Source organism: Streptomyces capitiformicae, assembly GCF_002214185.1.
GTDB classification, from domain to species: Bacteria; Actinomycetota; Actinomycetes; order Streptomycetales; family Streptomycetaceae; genus Streptomyces; species Streptomyces capitiformicae.
Map to the genome: position 1 here is coordinate 5,289,158 of NZ_CP022161.1, position 20,833 is coordinate 5,309,990.

Genomic DNA, 20,833 nt, shown 5'->3' on the forward strand with positions numbered 1-20,833 from the left:
GAAACGCGGGGCCCTTCCTACCTTCAACGCGTCGTACTTCGTACGTCATATATGAGACGCGATACGTGAGATCAGATCTCCAGGGACCCAACTGGGATCCGGATCCACGGAGATCCGAGAGGCCGCGCATGACCTCTGTGCCCACGCCGATTCCGTCCCGCACGCAGTTCGTGCTGGAGGGGATCAAACACCGCATCCTCACCGGTCAGTTGACACCGGGTCAGGCCCTGGTGGAGACCGAGCTGGCCGCGCAGTTCGGGGTGTCCAAGACGCCCGTTCGCGAGGCGCTCAAGACGCTGGCCGGGACGGGGCTCGTCGTGATGAGCCAGTACAAGGGCGTCACGGTGCGCATGGTCGACGCGGACATGGCACGCGAGGTCTACGACGTACGGCTGCTCCTGGAGCCGGAGGCCCTGCGGCGCTCGGTGCGGCGCGGCGCCTCCTGGGACGCGGCGAGCGAGGCGCTGGCCAGGGCCGACGCGGCCACCGACACCGCCGAACGGTCGCTGGCCAACCGGGAGTTCCACCGCGCCCTGTACGTGCCCTGCGGCAATCCGCTGCTCGGCCGGATGCTCGACGAGGTGCGCGACCAGGCGGCCCTCGTCTCGGCGGTCGCCTGGGCCGCCTCCCCCTCCTGGGAACGGGAGGCCGGCGAACACCGCGAGATCCTGCGGCTGGCTCTCGACGGCGACGCCGACGGCGCGGCCGCCGCCCTCCACGCCCACATCGCCTCGTTCGTCGAGCGGGCCTTCCCCGAGGCCCGCGAAGACTAGGGGGTGTGGTGAAAGTCCCGCACAGCACCCACGGCGCCCGGCAGGCTCCCCCACTCTCGGCTTCGCTCGAGCGGGAGGGGCCCCCACCGCCGCACCGGCCAAACGCCCAAGTAGCCCCTCCCTCACTCTCGGCTCCGTTCGAGCGGGCTCCTTCCCCACTCTCGGCTCCGTTCGAGCGGGGGACCCCCACCGAGGGCCTTCGTCCGGCACGCCGAGGGCACGCACCGGCTGTGACACCAGCCGTTGCCGCGGCGGGCGCGGGCACCGCACAGGACTTTCACCACACCCCCAAGGCCCAGCCCCGCCACCCGGCAACCCCCGCGGTCCAGTCCTCACATCCTCGAAGAGGAAGGTCATCAATGAGCAGCGTGACGTTCGAGACCCAACGGGCGGCCCTGGCCGACGTGGTGGCCATCCCGGTGACTCCGTTCGCCGAGGACGGCACCGTCGACCAGGGCGCCCACCGGGCCCTGCTGCGTCGGCTGCTCGACGGAGGCATCACGACCCTCACCCCGAACGGCAACACGGGTGAGTTCTACGCCCTCACCCCCGAAGAGCGGTGCCTGGTCACCGAGCTGACCATGGACGAGGTCGGCGACCGGGCCGCGATCCTGGTCGGCGTCGGACACGACGTACCGACCGCGATCGCCTCCGCCGAGCACGCCCGCGAGGCCGGCGCCCAGATGGTGATGGTCCATCAGCCCGTCCACCCGTACGTCGCGCAGGGCGGCTGGGTCGACTACCACCGGGCCATCGCCGAGGCCGTACCGGAGCTGGGTGTCGTCCCGTACATCCGCAGCGCGCAGCTCACCGGCGCCCGCCTCGCCGAACTCGCCGACGCCTGCCCGAACGTGATCGGGGTGAAGTACGCCGTCCCGGACGCCGCCCGCTTCGCCGCCTTCGCCCGTGACGCCGGCCTCGACCGCTTCGTCTGGGTCGCGGGGCTGGCCGAGCCGTACGCGCCCTCGTACTTCTCGGCCGGCGCCACCGGCTTCACCTCGGGGCTCGTGAACGTCTCCCCGGCCGTTTCGCTGAACATGATCGAAGCGCTTCGATCAGGCGACTTCCCGGCCGCCATGAAGGTCTGGGAGCAGATCCGCCGCTTCGAGGAACTGCGGGCCGCGAACGGTTCCGCGAACAACGTCACCGTCGTCAAGGAGGCCCTCGCCTCCCTCGGCCTCTGCCGCCGCGACGTCCGGCCGCCCAGCAGACAACTGCCCGAGGACGAGCGCGCCGAGGTCGCCGCGATAGCCGCCGGGTGGTCGATATGAAGAAGCCGGAAGAACTCAGAAGCCACCAGTGGTACGGCACCGACGGACTGCGTTCCTTCAGCCACCGCGCCCGTACCCGCCAGCTCGGCTACCTGCCCGAGGAGCACCTCGGCAAGCCGGTCATCGCGATCCTCAACACCTGGTCCGACATCAACCCCTGTCATGTGCACCTCCGTGATCGCGCGCAGGCGGTCAAGCGGGGGGTGTGGCAGGCCGGTGGCTTCCCGCTGGAGTTCCCGGTCTCGACCCTCTCGGAGACCTTCCAGAAGCCGACCCCGATGCTCTACCGCAACATGCTCGCGATGGAGACCGAGGAGCTGCTGCGCTCCTACCCGGTCGACGGGGCCGTGCTGATGGGCGGCTGCGACAAGTCCACGCCCGCGCTGCTCATGGGCGCGGCCAGTGTCGACCTGCCGACCGTGTTCGTGCCGGCCGGGCCCATGCTGCCGGGGCACTGGCGGGGCGAGGTCCTCGGCTCCGGCACCGACATGTGGAAGTACTGGGACGACAAGCGCGCCGGACTGATCGGCGACTGCGAGATGACCGAGCTGGAGTCCGGCCTCGCGCGCTCGCCCGGTCACTGCATGACGATGGGTACGGCGTCCACGCTCACCGCCGCCGCCGAGACACTTGGGGTGACCGTCCCGGGCGCGTCGAGCATCCCGGCCGTCGACTCCGGGCACGACCGCATGGCCGCCGCGGCCGGGCTCAGGATCGTCGAACTGGTCCACAAGGACCGCAAGTTGAACGACATCCTCACCGCCGACGCCTTCGAGGACGCCGTCACCACCGTCCTCGGACTCGGCGGCTCCACCAACGCCGTCATCCATCTCATCGCCATGGCCGGCCGGGCGGGCGTCACGCTCACCCTCGACGACTTCGACCGCATCGCCCGTACGGTCCCGGTGCTGGCCAACGTCCGGCCCGGCGGGCAGACGTACCTGATGGAGGACTTCCACTTCGCGGGCGGCCTGCCCGGGTTCCTGTCCCGGATCACCGACCTGCTGCACCTGGACCGGCCGACGGTCTCGTACGACACGATGCGCGAGCAGCTCGACGGCGCGCTCGTCCACAACGACGACGTGATCCGCACCCGCGACAACCCGGTCGCGAGCGAGGGCGGAGTCGCCGTGCTGCGCGGCAACCTCTGCCCGGACGGCGCGGTCATCAAGCACATCTCGGCCGAGCCGCACCTGCTCAAGCACACCGGCCCGGCGGTCGTCTTCGACGACTACAAGACGATGCAGCGGACCATCAACGACCCGGACCTCGGCATCACCGCCGACACCGTGCTCGTGCTGCGCAACTCCGGGCCCAAGGGCGGCCCGGGCATGCCCGAGTACGGGATGCTGCCCATCCCCGACCATCTGCTGAAGCAGGGCGTACGGGACATGGTGCGGATCTCCGACGCCCGGATGAGCGGGACGAGTTACGGCGCCTGCGCGCTGCATGTGGCCCCGGAGTCGTACATCGGCGGTCCCCTCGCCCTGGTCCGCACCGGTGACTCCATCACCCTCGACGTCGAGGCGCGCACCCTCCAGCTCAACGTGGACGACGAGGAGTTGCAACGCCGCCGGGCCGACTGGACCCCACCGCCCACCCGCTACGAGCGCGGCTACGGCGCCCTCTACAACGACCAGATCACCCAGGCCGACACCGGCTGCGACTTCGAGTTCCTGGCCAGACCGGGCAAGGTGCAGGACCCGTACGCCGGCTGAGCGAAGGCTTGTAAGGGGCGCGGGGAACTGCGCGAACAACCCCCACGCACCCAAGGTGCTCCGCCTGGTCGAGCGAGGACTACGCCACCGACGGCTACGACCTCAAGGCGTACCTCGCCGCGTACGACCCGCGCACCTGGGGCTCCGCCAAGCCCAGCGGTCCCCAGGAGGAGGCCCGCCGCGCGTCGGCGGCCAAGCGGGCCGAGCGGGTCGAGCCGGCCGTCGGGTCCAACACCACGATCGTCGGTCTCGGCGACCGCGCCGCCCTCAAGGGCGCCGGTCTCCAGCTCAAGGACGCGGACAACGTGATCGTCCGCAACCTCGAACTCCGCGACGCCTACGACTGTTTCCCGGTCTGGCAATCCAACACCGGCGGCCTCGGCGACTGGAAGACGGCGTACGACAACATCTGGCTGCGCGGCGCCGGCCACGTCTGGATCGACCACGTCACCCTGTCCGACAAGGGCCACCCGGACGAGGACGAGCCGACGTACTTCGGCCGCAACCACCTCCGCCACGACGGTCTGCTCGACATCACCAACGCCTCCGACCTCGTCACCGTCTCCTGGAGCCGGTTCGCCGACCACGACAAAGCGATCCTCAGCGGCAACGGCGACACGGCGACGGGGGATCGCGGCAAGCTGCGGGTGACCCTGCACCACAACGAGTTCACCGGCGTCGTCCAGCGCGCGCCCCGCGTCCGCTTCGGCCAGGTGCACCTCTACAACAACCGATACGTAATTCCAGTCCCGGCCGACACCCACGACTACCGCTACTCCGTTGGCGTCTCCACCGAGTCCGCCGAGTCCGCCGTGTACGCGGAGAACAAAGCCTTCACCACTCCAGGCCATGTCGAGGTCGCCGACCTGGTGAAGAGCTGGAACGGCACGGCGCCCGACGTCGGCTGGACGCCTACCCTGCACCAAGAGATCGACAGCGCCGAGAGGGCCGACCGCGAGGTGGCACAAGGCGCGGGCGCCGGGAGGATCCGATGACCACCAGTAAGTACGACATCCCGCTTCCGATCGTCCTCGCGGGCGCCCGTGGCCACGGCCGCTGGCACCTGGAGAACATCCGTCGGCTGGCGGACAAGGGGATCGTGCGGCTCGCCGGGATCTGCGAGCTGACCCCGCTGGACGCCGACGAGATCCCGGGCGGCCTCGGCACGCCCGAGCAGTCCGCCGACTTCGGGGCGCTCCTCGACTCGACCGGTGCCGCGATCGCAGTGATCTGCACCCCGATCCCGACCCACACCGACCTGGCCCTGACGGCGGCCGAGCGGGGCGTGCACATCCTGCTGGAGAAGCCGCCGGCGCCGTCGTACGCCGAGTTCCGCCGGATGGCGGACGGGGTGGCGAAGGCGGGAGTGGTCTGCCAGATCGGCTTCCAGTCGCTGGGCTCGCACGCGGTGCCCGCGATCCGGCGGATGGTCGACGGGGGCCTGATCGGCGAGGTCGTCGGGATCGGCGGCGCCGGGGCCTGGGCGCGCGCCGAGGCGTACTACCGGCGGGCTCCCTGGGCCGGCAAGCGGCGCATGAACGGCGTCGACGTGATCGACGGGGCGCTCACCAACCCCCTCGCGCACGCCGTCGCCACCGGCCTCGCGCTCGGCGGCGCCACCCGTACCGAGGATGTCGACGCCATCGAGACCGAGCTGCTGCGGGCCAACGACATCGAGTCCGACGACACGTCGTGCGTGCGGATCACCACCGCCGACGGCGGCCGGATCACCGTCGCCGTCACCCTGTGCGCCGAGCACCCGGACGACCCGTACAACGTGGTGCACGGCACCAGCGGCCGGATCACCTTCTGGTACAAGCAGGACCGTGTACTCGTGCAGCGGGCCGGACACGGCCCGGAGGAGATCGAGTACGGCCGCACCGACCTGCTGGAGAACCTCGTCGACCATCTCGCCGACGGCACCGACCTCCTTGTCCCGCCGGACGAGACCGGCGCGTTCATGAAGGTCGTCGAGGCCATCCGGCTCGCCCCGGACCCGATCGCGATTCCCGCCGACGCCTGGCACCTGCTGCCCGAGGAGGACCGCCGCGTCGTCGACGGTGTCGACGCCCTCGTCACGGCCGCCGCCGACGAACTCGCCCTCTACTCCGAGCTGGGGCGTGTGGCGGAACTCCCTCCTGTCTCGCGACGCCTGGCACGCACTCTCGCCGCACGCGCCTCCTGGGTGCTCCCGCAACCTCCACCGAAAGAGGTGAGCACGTGATGACGACGAATGACTCCCTGGTCCTGCGGGTGGCGGGGCGCCCGGTGGGCCGTTACATCACCCGGCCCGAACTCCCGGCCCGGCTCTCACCGCGCCCCTACCTCCATCCCGTCACCACCCTGTCCGGTACGGCGGTCACCGAGCTGAGCCCCGCCGACCACCTCCACCACCTCGGCGTCGGTGTCGCCGTTCCCGGCGTCGAGGGGCACAACTTCTGGGGCGGGCGGACCTACGTCCGCGACCAGGGCCCGACCGAGCTCGACAACCACGGCTCCCAGCGCCACACCGCCTACCAGCTGCGCGACCCCGACGGCTTCGTCGAGGAACTGCGCTGGATGGCCTCCGCCGGCGAGCTGCTGCGCGAGCGCCGTACGGTCGCGGCCACCGAACTCACCGACACCGCCTGGGCGTTGGACTTCACCTTCTCGCTCACCAACACCACCGGCGCGCCGGTGTCCATCGGCAGGTCACGGTGAGCTGCACCTGAACCCCGGCACCAGCAACGCGAACGTCCCTGCAGCCTATTCGACCGTTGATCGACTCGTAGAAGAGAGCCGTTCATTGACCTCCTCCCTCTCCTAAGAGCGGGACAGTCCAGCGGTCACCCGCTGGGTTTCCGTCACCGGGGACCGGTCGCATTTCGAACGCGTACGGCTCCTCGCCCACCAGGACACGCTGTTCGCGGACACCACCGCGCTCGACGCCTTCGACCGGCAGTACTACCACCACTGCCACACCCAAGGGCATGGTCTTCGCACCCGCCACCGCCCGTGCCAACCCCTACGGCTTCCTTGCCCTCCACGGCCGGATCACCTCCGGCGCCGAGGACGCGGCGTACAAGATCGCCCGGCCCTGGGTGCCCTCGTACGAGACGACCGCCTGGCCGTCGCTGGTCGTACGGGACACCTGGATCGGCTCCGGCATCGACTCCGCACAAATCGGACGACGGCCTGGACTTCTGGTCCTTCTCGTCCCCCGTCACCGTCGAGCACACCTGGGCGATGGGCAACGGCAAGAACCGCTGGTCGGACTCCGCCTTCGCGGGCGACGGCAACGGCTACAGGCTGGGCGGCGACGGCGAGACCGTGGCCCACGTCGTCAACAACTCGGCGGCCTGGGACAACGCGGGCAACGGCTTCACCGAGAACAGCAACAAGGGTGCCATCGTCATCAACCGCACCACCGCCTACGCCAACGCCAAGTGGGTCTACTACTTCGCCACCGGCGTGGCCAGGCTCGGCAAGAATCTGGCCGTCTCCAACGGCAGCGGCTCGGTCAACAAGGGCTCGTCCGTCGTCTCGGCCGGCAACAACTGGGACTCGGGCATCGCGACGCCCGCCTTCCGGTCCACCAACGCCTCGACCACGTTCAACGCGCCCGGCAGTCGAGCGGCGCACTGCCCGTGACCACGTTCCTGACCACGGGCAGCACGACGATCGGCGCGACGATGGACTGAGCCGGTTACCTCCTGTTACCGCCTGACCCGCTTGATCGACTCCAGGGTCGGCACCACCGGCTTGATCGTTCCGTCCGCCGCGAACTCCATGCGATCGATGGTCGTCTCCCGGTGCGTGCCGTCCCCACCGGACTTGCCGGGCCCGTTCAGGGCGAACCGGTGGTAAACCATGTACCAGTCATCGGTACCCGGCGTGTTCACCACCGAGTGGTGGCCCGTGGCGAGGATGCCGTACTCCGGCCGCTTCGACAGGATCGTCCCCCGCTTGGTCCACGGGCCGAGCGGGGACGGTCCGGTCGCGTACGCCACGTGGTAGTTCTCGCTGCGCGTGTCGTCCTCGGACCACATGAAGTAGTACGTGCCGCCGCGCTTGATCACGAAGGAGCCCTCCCGGTAGTTGTCCGGGGTGATGTCCTTCACCTTGGTCGTGTCGAACGACACCATGTCGTCGTTCAGCGGCACGACGTACCCGTGCACATTGCCCCAGTAGAGATACGCCTGCCCGTCGTCGTCGACGAAGACCGACGGGTCGATGGCCTGGCCGCTGAACTGGCCCTTGGCGACGAGGGGTTTGCCGAGGACGTCCTTGAACGGCCCGGCGGGGGAGTCGGACACCGCGACGCCGATGTTCCCCTCGGCGCAGAAGTAGAAGTAGTACTTGCCGTCGCGCTCCGCGATCGCCGGGGCCCAGGCGTTCTTGTCGGCCCAGGTCACATCGGGGCCGAGATCGAGGATCAGGCCGTGGTCCTTCCAGTGGACCAGGTCCTTCGACGAGAACGCCTTGAACCGGGTGCCGCTCCAGCCGGGGAAGCCGTCCGTCGTCGGGTAGATCCAGTAGCGGCCGTTCATGTACTTGACGTCGGGGTCGGCGTAGAGGCCGGGCAGGACCGGGCTGCGGGTCGGCACCGCCTCGACCGTCCAGACGCGTTTCGTGCCGTCCGCCGCCGTGACCGTGTACTTCTGCCGCTTACGGAAGTCGCGCGGTGTGCCCGACCTCGGGCTGACCGTCGCGCCCTCGCCCACCCACAGCTTCGGCGCCAGCCGCCGGAGGTTCGTGTCGGGCTCCATCGGCAGGACGACCTTCGAGGAAGCCTCCGTGACGATCGCGTATCCCTCCTGGCCCTTCGCCGTCACGTCCACCACCGAGGCGGGGCTCACCGGATACGCGGCCAGCAGCCTGTCGTACTCCTCCTGCGTCACCGGGATGACCGTGCCGTGCCGGGGGCTGGCGGGGAGCTGGTAGTTCGTCGACGGGGTCCACTTGCCGGAGTCGAGGTCGGTGGTCTCGAAGGGCAGGTAGCCGCGGCCGCCGTACTCGTCGATGAACAGGTACCACTTCTCCTCGGTGTTCGACTTGAACACCGTCGGTCCCTCGCCGCGGTCCATCGCGCCGTTGCCGATGCAGTCCGCCACGAAGTCGTACTTCGTCGAGGTCAGCGACGTCGACTTCTCACCGGTGATGAACTTCGCGCAGGGGCGGGAGGAGTTCGGATCCCGCTCGTCCTTGGTGTAGCGGTAGTACGTGCCGTCGTGCTGCACGACCGTGGAGTCGATGACCGAGTAACCCGGGTCGTTCCAGACCTTCGGCTCGCTGAAGGTGCGGAAGTCCTTCGTCGTCGCGTACAGCATCTTGTTGTACGTCGAGCCGGTGTGGTCCGGGTCGTCGTCGGCGTACAGCTTCGACGCCCAGAAGACGACGTACGCGTCGAGGCTGTCGTCCCAGTACGCCTCCGGCGCCCAGGTGTTGCCCGCGTTGTCGGGGGAGACCTTGACGAGGCGCTGGTCGGTCCAGTTCACCAGGTCGGTGGACTCCCAGACCATGATGGACTTGCTGCCGTGCCGCTGGACGTGGTCCCAACTGCCGCTGCTGTTCTGGTACATGCGCAGGTCGGTCGCGATCATGTAGAACTTGTCGCCCTCGGGGGAGCGGATCACGAACGGGTCGCGCAGGCCCTTCTCACCGATGGTGGACGTGAGGACGGGCTTGCCGGCGTTCAGCTCACGCCAGTGCAGCGCGTCGTTGCCACGGCTGAGGGCGTAGCGGATCTGCTCGCCGTCGGCGGTGTCCTCCCCCGTGAAGTAGGCGAAGAGATAGCCGGCGTACTCCGTTCTCTGCATGGACTTCCCAGAGCTCTGTGGTTGTTGTTCGGGTTGCGCTGCTCCTGGTGGAGCCGCCAGTAGGCCGAGGAAGAGGGCCAGGAAGGGGAGCAGGAGCGTACGGGCGGTGGGGCGCATGACACATCCTGTGTGAGTCTGGTGGATTCTGTTGGCCGAGCTGTCTCGGAGTCTGATCAGTGGGGTTCAGCGCGTCAATCGGTGTGCGTGTGAAGACTGCGAGCGAAACTTTCGAACGATTTCGCATGGACACGGCAACCCTTTCCGCTCGGGCGGCGACCAGTGATCAGAAGCGGGCCGGGGCGGCCCCTCCGGCCCGCTTCGCTCTCTCCGTCCCCCGGGGGCGATCAATGCCAAGGAAAGGAACGCCCGTGCGTCAGAGCATCGGACGCCACCGCAGAACCCGCACCCTGTCGATCGCCGCTGCTGTGGCCGTCGCCGCGGGGGCGGGCGGCGTCTACGCCGGCCTCTCGAACAACGGTGCCGAGGCCGCCGCCACCACGGTCACCGTCTCCAGCACCGCCCAGCTGGAGTCCGCCGTCGCGAGCGCGGTCGCCGGTACGACCATCCAGGTGCGTGGCGGCACGTACCAGCCGGCGAAGACCCTGAAGTCCACGGCGAACGGCACCGCCTCGGCCCGGATCACGCTCACCGCGTACGGCAGCGAGAAGGTCAGGATCGACGGATCCAAGCTCGCGGACGGCTCCTGGCTCGCGGGGATCTACGGCGACTACTGGACCGTCCAGAACCTCACCTTCCAGAACTCCCCGGCCCAGGGCTTCGTCGCCACCTCCTCCGTCGGCGGCGTCTTCCAGAACCTCGTCACCGCGAACAACGGCGACTCGGGCTTCACCCTGCGCGGCGACGGCACGACGAACAACCTCGTGCGGAACCTGGACAGTTACGGCAACTACGACGCCGCGAACCACGGTCAGAACGCCGACGGGATCGCCGTGAAGTTCGGCTCCGGCACGGGCAACAAGATCACCGGCGCGCGCCTCTACAACAACGCGGATGACGGGCTCGACCTCTGGCAGTTCTCCTCGCCCGTCACCATCGAGCACAGCTGGGCCTTCGGCAACGGCAAGAACCGCTGGAACGACTCCGCGTTCGAGGGCAACGGCAACGGGTTCAAGCTGGGCGGCGGGGGTGCGTCGGTCGCGCACTCGGTCAACAACAACGCCGCCTGGGACAACACCCTGCACGGCTTCACCGAGAACTCCAACACCGGCGCCATGCTGCTGAACCGGAACACCGCGTACGCCAACAAGTCGAACGGGTTCTACTTCGCGACGGGTAAGGCCCGGCTGGCCCGGAACCTCGCGGTGAGCAACGGGGCGGGGAAGGCGAAGCTGGGCGGCTCCACGGTGTCGGCCGCCAACAACTGGGACAGCGGGGTCACGACTCCGGCCTTCAGGTCAACGGACGCGGCGACCGCGTACGGCGCCCGCAAGTCGGACGGTTCCCTGCCGGCGACCACCTTCCTGACGACGGGCTCGACCACCATCGGCTCGACGATGAACTAGCGCGCGGCACACAGCGAAACACCCCCGCCGGTCGTCACCGGCGGGGGTGTTCTGTCGTGCCGGCCGAGGAGGGCTCAAGTCGGCACTGCTGCCGACCGAGGGGGGCTCAGGCCAGCAGGTCCATGCAGTCGAACGAGGTGCCGGGGCTCAGGAAGGCCGTGCCGCTCGAACCACTGACGATGTTGAGCTTCAGGACGTTGTACTCACTGGTGTTCGACTTCCACGCACTCGCAGGGACGTGGTACGTGAACGTGTGGTTGTTCCCCCGGTAGGAACCCGTGGTCAAGGACCGGGTGGACGGCTGCTTCGGGGCCTTCGGGATGGCCGAGACCCAGTTGTTCACCGTCACCCTCGGGCGACCGCCCGCGAACGCGTCCGTGACGCCGATGCGCAGGGTGTGCGCGGCGGCGGCCTGGGCGGCGGTGAGCTTGAAGTAGATCAGGATGCCGTCGTTGACCGCCTGCCACATGTACGCCGGGAAGGACGTGGCCGGATCGCCGCTGCCGATCGTGACGTTGCCCGTCCACTTCGCCGCGCGGGCGTCGGAGGGGTGGGCGTACGTCATCAGCTCGGCGTTCTTGAACTCGCCGGGCGTGCCGTCCCAGTCGCCGAGCCGCCACACGGTCTGCGCGGCGGAGGGGTCACCGGTGATGGTGAGGGAGTTCAGGGCGGTCGAACCGCCGGCGGTCACCTTCACCTCCCGGGTGTGCACGGCCAGCTCGCCCTTGTAGACGGTCAGCGTGTACGTGCCCGGCAGCATCCCCTTGCAGGAGAAGGCGCCGGTGCCCGAGGCGGCCTTCGCCCAGTACTGGGCGCCTGCGTTGGCGAAGCCGACCGTGTAGGCGTACTTGGCGTCCATGCCCTTCAGACCGACGCCGGCGACCTTGCCGCGGCCCGCCTTGCCGATCCAGCCGGTGATACCGAGGCCGTCCACCCAGGAGGTGTCCAGCTTGGCGTGCGACAAGGAAGAAGAGGGCGCCCCGCCGTCCGCGAAGGCCAGGACGTACGGGCCCTGGAGGCCGAAACGTTCCGGCTCGGTCTGGGCCTGGTTGTAGTGCAGGATCTCGTAGAGCCCGGCGCCCAGGTCGTTGGAGTGGCGCAGCAGCGAGCGGTAGAAGGGACCGCCGGAGGCCTTCTCATGGTTGGAGCGGACGAGCCACAGGCCGACCGAACCGGTGGTGAAACCGATGTGGTCGTAGTCGATGACCCGCTTGCCCGAGTAGTGCTTGGAGTGGGTGGTGCCGTCCGCGCGCTTCCAGACGTCACCGGCCTCGATGACCTTGTCGGAGGCCTCGATCCAGGAGTCGGACCCCTCGTTGGGGAACATCCCGGGCTTGAGCCGGACGATGAACCGGGTCGCCGTGAAGGAGGAGTCCGCCTTGTTCGTCCACAGGTAGACGTTGTTCTGGCCGCTGCGGGCCGCGTACCACTGGGTGATCGCGCCGTGCACGGCCTTGATCAGGATCGTCGACCCGGACTGTTTGACGGTGACGGTCGAGGCGCCGAGGCCGGACTCGACGTGCGAGTGCTTGCCGCCGTAGCCCTCGTACTCCTTGCCCTTGTAGACCAGGGACGTGAGGTCGCCGGTGGTCTTGGAGACCTTGAAGACGAGGGAGGCACCGGTGTCCACGACGTAGTTCTTGCCGTCGTCGGAGTAGCCGAAGCCCGCGGCGGACGCCGGCGAGAGGAGGCCGGTGCCGCCCGCGACGGCGGCGCCGGTGGCGGCGACGCCGAGCGCGGTGGCCCCGAGCACACGTCGGCGTGTGAGGCGTCTCTTGTGCGTGCTCAAGGGTGGCACTCCGTTACTGTTTGAAACTTCACTTACTTGTCGTGATGTCAGAGGACTTGTACTTGCAGGTGGTGCCATAGGGGCCGCTGCCGAGCGTTTTCGGTTCCTTGCCGGAGTTGTTGTCCTGGAAGCGGGTGCACACCTTGAGCTTCTTGCCGGTGTCCCCGTGAATGCGGATCCTGGAGAGCGTGGTGGTGTCGCCGTAGTTCTGGTTGACGCCGACCAGCGACTCCCCAGGCGCGGTCGCGTCGATGTCGCTCACCGTGATCGTCCGCTTGTACTGCTTGCTGCAATTGCCGCAAGAGCGCACCAGCTTGCCGATGTTGCGCACCTTGAAGCCGGTGATGCTGAGCTTCCCGGCGCCGTTGAACTGGAAGACCTTGTCCGAGGCCTTCCTCGCGCCACGCCCGATGACCTTGTACGCGGCCTTCGACGACTTGCCCTTGAAGCTGGCGGCGTCCTCACCGACGTCCAGCCACCACACGTTCCGCAGCGTGCAACTGCCCTTGCAGTGCACCCCGTCCGCGCCCGGGACGCCGGTGATCACGTTCTGCAGCACGGCGCCGTCGGCCAGCTCGAAGATCGGGTCCTGGCCCTCGTCCTGGCTGCTGTCGCCGAGCGCGCCCTTGCCGAAGAACTTCTTCAGCTTGCCGTCGTACGTACCCGAGACCTTGATCGTCGAGGAGACGGCCTTGCTGCCCTTGGCCGTGGGCCAGCTGGTGGCGGCGCCGGCGGTGGACAGCAGCGACGTCGTGGCGAACGCGGCGTCGGTGAGGCCGAGGGTGGCCACCGACGCGATCACGGCCCGCCGCTTGGTGACCCGGCGGCGGTGCCGAACGCGCTGCTCTGCAGGTGCGGTCATGTACCCGTTCCTTGGTGGTGGTGACTCCTGTGTCTCCTGGTCGCCACCGGTGGAGAAAGGGTTGCCGCGGCCACAGAATTTCTTACGAATCGCCTTCGTTCGTCGAGTCGTTGTCGTCCTGGCCCGCGAAGTCGCCCGCCACCGCGAGGTCTTCGCCCGCAGCATTCCCGGCCTTTGCGGCCATCGCGTACCTGTCGTCGCCCGCGTCGCGGCCGCCGCGCTCGTGGTTGTACTGCCCGGCGAACACGAACTCGCCCTTCGGGACCGTACGGCCGTCCTTGAGCACCCAGGTGTAGACCAGGAAGCCGTCGTCCTCCTCGACCGTGAGGTCGAAGTCCTGCTCCGGCAGCGAGCGCCAGGCGCCGGACGAGGTGACCCCGCCGGTCTGGGCGATCCGCAGCTGGACGGTGAGTGCGGTGAGCTCCTCGCGCGTCTTCAGGGTCACGTTGCTCTGCGCCCAGAAGTCGTTGCTGTGCGGGTCGACCGAGCCGGCCGACCAGAGCGGACCGTCTTCCTTGTCCGCCGACGTGGACAGCTCCGGGATCGGGGCCTTGGTGGCCGACGGTGTGCTCGACGGCGTCGAGCGGGGCTCCTCCTTCGAGCCGCCCCGGGGCGGCCTCGGGTCCGGGTCCGGCTGGACCGGCGCCCGGCTGGTCGCGGCCGGGGACTCGACCGGCGTCGGCGACACCGCGACGGTCTGGTCCGCCGGTTTCTCCTCGCCGACCACCGCCGAGGCGACCGTGTAACCGCCGACCGCGAGCACGCCCGCGACCCCGGCGGTGGCGCTGACCACCCGCACCCAACCCCACAGCGGTGGACGCGTCGCCTTCCGGCTGCGACGCTCCTCGGGGGCGGCCATACCGCGCTCGACACGGGCCAGAATGCGGGCGCGATCAGGCTCGTGTGCCCCGGCCGACTCGCGCAGCCGGGCACGCAGCTCCTCGTGCACGTCCCTCATCGGTCCCTTCCTCCGCTGCCCGGCACACCGGCGCCGGTCACCCTCGCGCCCGGCACACCTGCACCGGCCACGCCCCCGCCCGTCACGCCCGCACCCGTCATGCCGGCAGGCATACGACCCGGCCCGTCCCCGGTGCCGAGGAGCTTCCGCAACTCGGCCATCCCCTTGGACGTCTGGCTCTTAACCGTACCGACAGAGACTCCGAGGGCGAGCGCCGTGTCCTTCTCCGAGAGATCGAAAGCATGCCGCAGCACCACACACGCCCGCTTGCGGAACGGCAGTCTGCGCAGCGCCGACTGGACATCGACCGCGCCGGCCACATCGGGATTCTCGGTCTTCTCCTCGCGCTGCGACCAGAACAGGGTGATCCTACGGCGCTCACGGACCGCGCTGCGGATCCGGGTGCGCGCCAGATTGGCGACCACGCCACGGGCGTACGCCACCGGGTGGTCCGCCGCGCGGACCCGGTCCCAGCGGTGCCACATCGCGAGCAGCGCGTCCGCGGCGAGATCGTCGGCGGCGTCGGCCTCACCGGTCAACAGGTGTGCCAGGCGGGACAGTTCGGCATAGTGCCGTTCGAAGAAGGCGTGAAACTCCACGGAGGCTGCGTCGTCGACGACAGTGCCCACGGACGACCTCTCTCCTCGCTGCTCGAAGACACCCCGGACGGAATGTCTGTGTATGTCATGTAAATGACATGTGGGTCCGGGGGGCAACCCGGACGAGATCCGGAAGAGTAGCAGTGATCGTGAAGAGCGTTCGTACGGGACTTCGAACGCTGTCTTACAGGGCGAACTCAGATTCCGTAACACGAAGAAAACCTGAATAGGGTTCAACGGGGGAACAATCCAGCCAGCATCCGCGCGTAGAACACCACACGTCCCTAGGAGTACCGCCATGTCCGACGCACAGAAGGTGGCCGACCGGCAGAGCGCCGAGCCACCCGGGGCGAACAGCGTCGATCGCTTCTTCAGGATCACCGCCCGCGGGTCCACCTTCGCCCGGGAGATACGCGGCGGCTTCGCCACGTTCTTCACGATGGCGTACATCCTTGTCCTGAATCCCATCATCCTCGGCAGCGCCAAGGACAAGTACGGGCACACCCTCGACGGGGCCGAACTCGTCACCGCCACCGCCCTCGTGGCCGCCGTGATGACGGTCATCATGGGCGTCGGCGGCAACCTGCCGCTCGCCCTCGCCGCGGGCCTCGGACTCAACGCCGTCGTCGCCTTCCAGATAGCCCCGCTGATGAGCTGGTCCGACGCGATGGGCCTGGTCGTCCTCGAAGGCCTGCTGATCTGCGTACTGGTGGTAACCGGCCTGCGCGAGGCCGTCATGCACGCCATTCCGCAGCCGCTCAAGCAGGCGATCAGCGTCGGCATCGGCCTGTTCATCGCCTTCATCGGCTTCGTCGACGCCGGGTTCGTCAGCCGTATCCCGGACATCGCGAACACCACCGTCCCGGTCCAACTCGGCGCCACCGGCTCGCTGTCGGGCTGGCCCATCCTGGTCTTCTGCCTCGGGGTGCTGCTGACCATCGCCCTGCTCGCCCGCAAGGTCAAGGGCGCCATCCTCATCAGCATCCTGGTGATGACGGTCGTTGCGATCGTGATCAACTCGGCGGCCGACATCAAGAGCTGGGGCCTGACCACGCCGAAGGTCCCCGACGACATCGTCGCCGCCCCCGAGTTCGGGCTGATCGGCGACTTCAGCCTCTTCGGTTCGTTCGGCGAGACCACCGTCATCACGGTCGTCCTGCTGATCTTCACCCTGCTGCTGTCCGACTTCTTCGACACGATGGGCACGGTCGTCGGCATCACCGCCGAGGCCGGCCTGCTCGACGAGCAGGGCAAGGTCCCGAACCTCGGCCGCGTCCTCCTCATCGACGGCGCCGCGGCCGTCGCGGGCGGTGCCGCCTCCTCGTCCTCGGCGACCTCCTACATCGAGTCCGCCGCCGGTGTCGGCGAGGGCGCGCGCACCGGCTTCTCGAACCTCATCACCGGCGGCCTCTTCGCGGTCGCCCTCTTCCTGACCCCGCTGCTGACCATCGTCCCGATGCAGGCCGCCGCCCCCGCGCTCGTCGCCGTCGGCTTCCTGATGATGACCCAGGTCAAGCACATCGAGTGGGACAAGTACGAGATCGCCATCCCCGCGTTCCTGACCATCGCCGTGATGCCGTTCACCTACTCCATCACCAACGGCATCGGCGCCGGCTTCCTCGCCTACGTCCTCATCAAGACGGTCCTCGGCAAGGCCCGGGAAGTGCACTGGCTGCTGTGGGGCACCTCGGCGCTGTTCCTGGTGTACTTCGCGATCAACCCGGTCCAGCAGCTGTTCGGCGTGAAGTGACGCCACAGGCGCGCTGACACACCGACGGGGCGAAGGGCCGCCCCCGGGGAGAGAGAAGGGCCGCCCCCCGGGGGGAGAGGGGCGGCCCTTCCCTTATTCAGATGGCTTTCGCGCGGCGGAGGTTCACTGCTCCAGCGCCGCCCGCATCACAGCTTTGGCCACCGGCGCGGCCAACCCGTTGCCGCTGACCTCGGAGCGCGCCGCGTTCGACTGCTCCACGACGACCGCGACGGCGACCTCCTTGCCGTCGGCCTTCCCGTACGACGTGAACCAGGCGTACGGCGTCTTGCTGTTGTTCTCACCGTGCTGGGCGGTGCCGGTCTTGCCGCCCACGGTCGCCCCGCTGATCTGCGCGTTCGTCCCCGTGCCGTCCTCGACGACCGTCTGCATCGCCGACTGCAACTGCTCGGCCGTGGAGGAACTGACGATCTCCTTGGTGTCGGCCTCGGCGTCGTAGTCCTCCAGCACATCGCCGCCACTGTCGGTGATCTGCGCCACCATGTGCGGCGAGACCAGCTTGCCGCCGCCCGCGATCGCCGCCGACACCATGGCCATCTGCAGCGGGGTCGCCGTGACGTCGTACTGCCCGATACCGGTCAGCGCGGTGGACGGCTTGTCCATGTCCGAGGGGTTGTGAGCAGGTGTGTGTCGGCTGCCCGCTGCGGACGCGTTGCACCCTCCAGGACCGGACGCACTCTCAACGTCCACCCCCAGTACGAACTGCCGGCCGCCGCCCGGGACCAGGCCGCCACCGACGCTGGCCGGCAGGACGAGTATCGCCGATGGCGGCCGCCGGTCGAACGGGCCATCGCCTGGCTTGTCGCCAAGGGCAACCGCCGGGTTCCCTACCGCGGCGTCTTCGCCAACAACATCTGGGCATCCCCTCACTTCAACCCGGTGAACCGGCGCCCGAAGCGGTCCGGCCAGGAACCGCCGCCGTGGACAACGATGTCCGGTAGGAGTTCGAGCCCTCACGCGCCTCCAACACCACGGTGGCCGGGCGCCCCGCTCCCTCCCGGACCCTCAGGGTCCGTTCCTCGCTCCAACCGCGCATGCGGAACTCGCCACGGCCGAGATGCTCCAGCGTGCAGAACAGCCGCCCACCTGTCACCAGCCGCAGAGCGCCCCGATGGATCACGATCTCGGCCGGAACGACATTCCGCCGCGCATCGCGCGCCAGGAAGTGCCCGGGCCCCTCCCAATCGGTGAAGGCTTCCGGCAGCGGGAAACGGCAGGTGTAGCGGTGGAGTTCAGCCGGATCCAAGGGAACCTCGGGGCGCCGTTCGAGCGCTGCGGGGCTGCGCAGACGGGCCCGGAGGTCTGCGGGGAACAGCCCGGCCAGGGCCGCCGTGTGGTGCAGATCGATCACCGCGAGGACGAGTTCCTCGTCCATGCCGTTCACCATGGCGTGTTGCCGCCAGGAGGCCGCGAACCATAGCGATCCGGGCTGCCAGTGCCCCGTCCCGCCCACGAACACGGCCAGGGACCCAGCACCACCGGCCAGCGGCAGGTACAACCGGCACAAGCCCCAAGGCGGACCATTCTTGGCCGCCCGAAGATTGGAGAGCACAGCCCCCGGGGTCATTGCCACCAGGCGCACGGAACGCAGCGGAGCCGGAAGCCCCCGGAGGATGTCGGCGAGCAGTGGCACCCGCTTGAGCCACTGCGTCGCTGCGAACTTCCGCAGGCCCGGCCCTGCGAAGTCGGTCCGCGTGAGGTCACCCCCCGGGCTGTGCAGCGCGAGCACCTGATGGTTCTCGACCCCGGCCAATGGCGCGCCGGCCGCCCGCAGCGCAATCAGTTCGGCACGCAACAGGCCTGGGTCACCCACCAGGCCCAGCTCCACGGCATCGGGAAGGAGCCGGCCCTGGGGGTCGCGCATCCGCGATGTCTCGCGCACCAATCTCATCCGAACTGGTCGACGGCGAGTTTGATCACCAGCCCGGTGACGACCACGAGCAGGACACCGCGGATGAAACCGGAGCCCCGCTTCAACGCAGTCCGGGCTCCGATGGTGGCGCCCGCGACGTTGCAGACGGCCATCCCCGCGCCCAAGGTCCACAGGATGTGGCCCTGCGCGGCGAAGACCGTGAGCGCGCCCAAGTTCGTCCCGACGTTCACGATCTTCGCCAGCGCCGAACTCTCCAGGAACTCCATGGACAGGAGAGCGGTGAAGCTCATGATGAGGAAGGTCCCGGTACCGGGTCCGAAGACGCCGTCGTAGAAGCCGACGCCGCAGCCGGCCAAGCCGACGGCCATCAGCCTCCGCCGTCCGCTGACCGCGTCGGCGGTCTCGATCACGGATCCGAAGCTCGGGCGCAGCGTCACGAACGCCGCCACTCCGATGAGCAAGGCCATGATCAACGGCCGGAACCAGTCGGCCGGCAGGCTGGAGGCGGACAGGGCGCCGATCCCGGCGGAGGGGATCGCGAGGCCGGCTGCGGACAGCGCCACGGACCGGTCCAGTTTCGTACGCCGCGCATAGGTGACGGCGGCAACGCTGGTGCCCGTGATCGCCGTCAGTTTGTTGGTGCCCAGCACGGTGGCAGGCGCCATGGTGGGAAACGCCACCAGCAGCGTCGGGATCAGGATCAGCCCGCCGCCCCCCACCACTGCGTCCACCCATCCGGCCGCAGTCGCGGCCACCAGAAGGGCGGCGACTATCTCTGCATCCATGCTGGTCCTTCCATGGCGTCCGGCGAGCCCGCCGGAGCAAGAGCACTCACGACAATCACGAAACCCCGAGGACGCGGTTCCATAGAGGGGACATGACAAGACTCCACGTCACAGGCGGGCCGTAAGGACCCAACAAGCTTTATGCATATTACTTGCAATAGCAAGCTCGTTGCTTCAGTGCCCATCCATATGCCGCTGCCTCGAAGTCCGGCGGGCATGGGCTCCCTATGGTCAAGTCACTCGTAGTGATGCTCTAGGGACGGAGAGGGTCAACAGACGTGATGGAGCACCGTGTGGTCATCGTGACGGGTGGGGGTACGGGCATCGGAGCCGCCTGTGTCCGGCTGTTACGGGAGGCGGGGCACCAAGTGGTCGCCTCCGGGCGGCGCCCCGAGCCGTTGCGGCGCCTCGCGGAGGAGACCGGTGCCTCGCCCATCCGTCCGACGTCGGTGACCCCGACGCCGCCGCGGGCCTGGTCGACGCGGCCCTGACGTCCTACGGACGGCTGGACGGGCTTGTCCTGAACGCGGACATCGGCCGCGGCGGCACCGTCGGGGACCTGTCGATGGAGGACTGGGAGGACGTGATGCGCACGAACGTCACCGGCCCCCTGCTGCTTCTGCGTGCGGCGATCCCCCACCTGCTGCGGTCGCACGGGACGGTGGTCGCCGTCGCGTCGGTGTCCGCCCTGCGCAACGGCGCGGGCAATGCCGCGTACGCGACCTCCAAGGCGGCACTGCTCCTACTCTGTCGCTCCCTGGCCGTCGACTATGGGCGCCGAGGTCTGCGCGCCAACATCGTGTGCCCGAGCTGGGTGCGCAGCGAGATGGCCGACCGGCGGATGGCGCGCTTCGCCGCGGAAGCGGGGCCGGGCGACGGTGGTGCGGAGGCCGCCTACGGCGAGGCGACCCGACCTCTGCCCCTGGGGCGCCCGGGTGAGCCGCGCGAAGTCGCGGAGGCGATCGACTGGTTGCTGTCTCCGGCCGCCTCTACGTCAACGGCGCGGTTCTGACCGTCGACGGTGGGGCGACGGCGCTCGATCCCGGAACCCTCGCTTTCGACTTCCGCATCGAACCCCGGGGCAACGCGGAGCAGTGACAGCGGTACTGCTCTCCC

The 20,833-nt window shown here is 68.9% G+C and carries 13 protein-coding genes and 7 pseudogenes; 12 read left to right on the plus strand and 8 right to left on the minus strand.

Annotation, left to right across the window (positions count from 1 at the left end):
* Positions 1-128 precede the first annotated feature (128 nt).
* The 8 genes and pseudogenes from CES90_RS23580 to CES90_RS23615 form a co-directional block, all read left to right on the plus strand.
* Positions 129-773, plus strand: a complete 645-nt coding sequence (locus CES90_RS23580; RefSeq protein WP_189783696.1) for a GntR family transcriptional regulator — start codon at positions 129-131, stop codon at positions 771-773.
* Positions 774-1,132: 359 nt separating this feature from the next.
* Positions 1,133-2,044, plus strand: a complete 912-nt coding sequence (locus tag CES90_RS23585) for a dihydrodipicolinate synthase family protein (RefSeq protein WP_189783697.1) — start codon at positions 1,133-1,135, stop codon at positions 2,042-2,044.
* On the plus strand, positions 2,041-3,762 hold the full coding sequence (araD, locus tag CES90_RS23590) for an L-arabinonate dehydratase (protein WP_189783698.1): 1,722 nt from the start codon (positions 2,041-2,043) through the stop codon (positions 3,760-3,762). The genes CES90_RS23585 and araD overlap by 4 nt, the downstream gene beginning before the upstream one ends.
* A gap of 77 nt (positions 3,763-3,839) precedes the next feature.
* A pseudogene (locus CES90_RS23595) lies at positions 3,840-4,757 on the plus strand (pectate lyase family protein); the annotation flags it as partial.
* Positions 4,754-5,986: a Gfo/Idh/MocA family protein gene (locus CES90_RS23600; protein WP_189783699.1), complete on the plus strand. Its 1,233-nt coding sequence runs from the start codon at positions 4,754-4,756 to the stop codon at positions 5,984-5,986. The pseudogene CES90_RS23595 and the gene CES90_RS23600, both read left to right, overlap by 4 nt.
* Positions 5,986-6,450: pseudogene (locus CES90_RS23605) on the plus strand (DUF6807 family protein); the annotation flags it as partial. The gene CES90_RS23600 and the pseudogene CES90_RS23605, both read left to right, overlap by 1 nt.
* 154 nt (positions 6,451-6,604) lie before the next feature.
* A pseudogene (locus tag CES90_RS49830) lies at positions 6,605-6,917 on the plus strand (pectinesterase family protein); the annotation flags it as partial.
* A gap of 1 nt (position 6,918) precedes the next feature.
* Positions 6,919-7,442 (plus strand): annotated as a pseudogene (locus CES90_RS23615) (right-handed parallel beta-helix repeat-containing protein); the annotation flags it as partial.
* 15 nt (positions 7,443-7,457) lie between these two features.
* Here CES90_RS23615 and CES90_RS23620 read toward each other — a convergent pair.
* Entirely contained in the window at positions 7,458-9,677 is a 2,220-nt protein-coding gene (locus CES90_RS23620) for a family 43 glycosylhydrolase (protein ID WP_189783700.1), read from the minus strand.
* Between the two features lie 251 nt (positions 9,678-9,928).
* Between CES90_RS23620 and CES90_RS23625 the strand changes: the two genes are divergently transcribed.
* A complete protein-coding gene (locus CES90_RS23625; RefSeq protein WP_189783701.1) occupies positions 9,929-11,083 on the plus strand; it encodes a right-handed parallel beta-helix repeat-containing protein in 1,155 nt (384 codons plus the stop codon).
* 106 nt (positions 11,084-11,189) lie between these two features.
* Here CES90_RS23625 and CES90_RS23630 read toward each other — a convergent pair whose 3' ends face one another.
* The 4 genes from CES90_RS23630 to CES90_RS23645 all read right to left on the minus strand — a co-directional run bounded on the left by CES90_RS23630 (position 11,190) and on the right by CES90_RS23645 (position 15,321).
* Entirely contained in the window at positions 11,190-12,872 is a 1,683-nt protein-coding gene (locus CES90_RS23630; protein WP_189783702.1) for a rhamnogalacturonan lyase B N-terminal domain-containing protein, read from the minus strand.
* 28 nt (positions 12,873-12,900) lie between these two features.
* The gene (locus CES90_RS23635) at positions 12,901-13,734 is read right to left on the minus strand and encodes a pectate lyase (RefSeq protein ID WP_189783703.1); all 834 of its coding nucleotides are present in this window, start codon (positions 13,732-13,734) and stop codon (positions 12,901-12,903) included.
* An 82-nt stretch (positions 13,735-13,816) separates the two neighbouring features.
* The gene (locus tag CES90_RS23640) at positions 13,817-14,692 is read right to left on the minus strand and encodes a hypothetical protein (RefSeq protein WP_189783704.1); all 876 of its coding nucleotides are present in this window, start codon (positions 14,690-14,692) and stop codon (positions 13,817-13,819) included.
* Positions 14,689-15,321 (minus strand): SigE family RNA polymerase sigma factor, encoded by a 633-nt coding sequence (locus CES90_RS23645; protein ID WP_189783705.1) that lies wholly within the window; start codon positions 15,319-15,321, stop codon positions 14,689-14,691. The genes CES90_RS23640 and CES90_RS23645 overlap by 4 nt, the downstream gene beginning before the upstream one ends.
* A 268-nt stretch (positions 15,322-15,589) precedes the next feature.
* On the opposite strand from CES90_RS23645, the gene CES90_RS23650 reads away from it, so the two are divergent.
* Positions 15,590-17,041, plus strand: coding sequence for an NCS2 family permease (locus CES90_RS23650; RefSeq protein ID WP_189783706.1), 1,452 nt, complete (start codon positions 15,590-15,592; stop codon positions 17,039-17,041).
* 123 nt (positions 17,042-17,164) lie between these two features.
* Here the strand turns inward: CES90_RS23650 and CES90_RS23655 are convergent.
* A pseudogene (locus tag CES90_RS23655) lies at positions 17,165-17,671 on the minus strand (penicillin-binding transpeptidase domain-containing protein); the annotation flags it as partial.
* A gap of 15 nt (positions 17,672-17,686) precedes the next feature.
* Here CES90_RS23655 and CES90_RS23660 point away from each other — a divergent pair.
* Positions 17,687-17,899 (plus strand): annotated as a pseudogene (locus CES90_RS23660) (transposase); the annotation flags it as partial.
* A gap of 31 nt (positions 17,900-17,930) precedes the next feature.
* Here CES90_RS23660 and CES90_RS23665 read toward each other — a convergent pair.
* Both CES90_RS23665 and CES90_RS23670 read right to left on the minus strand, forming a co-directional pair.
* The gene (locus CES90_RS23665) at positions 17,931-18,941 is read right to left on the minus strand and encodes an aspartyl/asparaginyl beta-hydroxylase domain-containing protein (RefSeq protein WP_189783707.1); all 1,011 of its coding nucleotides are present in this window, start codon (positions 18,939-18,941) and stop codon (positions 17,931-17,933) included.
* A 5-nt stretch (positions 18,942-18,946) separates the two neighbouring features.
* Entirely contained in the window at positions 18,947-19,717 is a 771-nt protein-coding gene (locus tag CES90_RS23670) for a TSUP family transporter (RefSeq protein ID WP_189783708.1), read from the minus strand.
* A 278-nt stretch (positions 19,718-19,995) separates the two neighbouring features.
* On the opposite strand from CES90_RS23670, the pseudogene CES90_RS23675 reads away from it, so the two are divergent.
* Positions 19,996-20,815 (plus strand): annotated as a pseudogene (locus tag CES90_RS23675) (SDR family NAD(P)-dependent oxidoreductase).
* Positions 20,816-20,833: the final 18 nt, after the last annotated feature.

Coding starts and splice junctions, on each gene's coding strand:
- CES90_RS23580 (WP_189783696.1), top strand. CDS start 129: ATGACCTCTGTGCCCACGCCGATTCCGTCCCGCACGCAGTTCGTGCTG.
- CES90_RS23585 (WP_189783697.1), top strand. CDS start 1,133: ATGAGCAGCGTGACGTTCGAGACCCAACGGGCGGCCCTGGCCGACGTG.
- araD (WP_189783698.1), top strand. CDS start 2,041: ATGAAGAAGCCGGAAGAACTCAGAAGCCACCAGTGGTACGGCACCGAC.
- CES90_RS23600 (WP_189783699.1), top strand. CDS start 4,754: ATGACCACCAGTAAGTACGACATCCCGCTTCCGATCGTCCTCGCGGGC.
- CES90_RS23620 (WP_189783700.1), bottom strand. CDS start 9,677: ATGCGCCCCACCGCCCGTACGCTCCTGCTCCCCTTCCTGGCCCTCTTC.
- CES90_RS23635 (WP_189783703.1), bottom strand. CDS start 13,734: ATGACCGCACCTGCAGAGCAGCGCGTTCGGCACCGCCGCCGGGTCACC.
- CES90_RS23640 (WP_189783704.1), bottom strand. CDS start 14,692: ATGAGGGACGTGCACGAGGAGCTGCGTGCCCGGCTGCGCGAGTCGGCC.
- CES90_RS23650 (WP_189783706.1), top strand. CDS start 15,590: ATGTCCGACGCACAGAAGGTGGCCGACCGGCAGAGCGCCGAGCCACCC.
- CES90_RS23670 (WP_189783708.1), bottom strand. CDS start 19,717: ATGGATGCAGAGATAGTCGCCGCCCTTCTGGTGGCCGCGACTGCGGCC.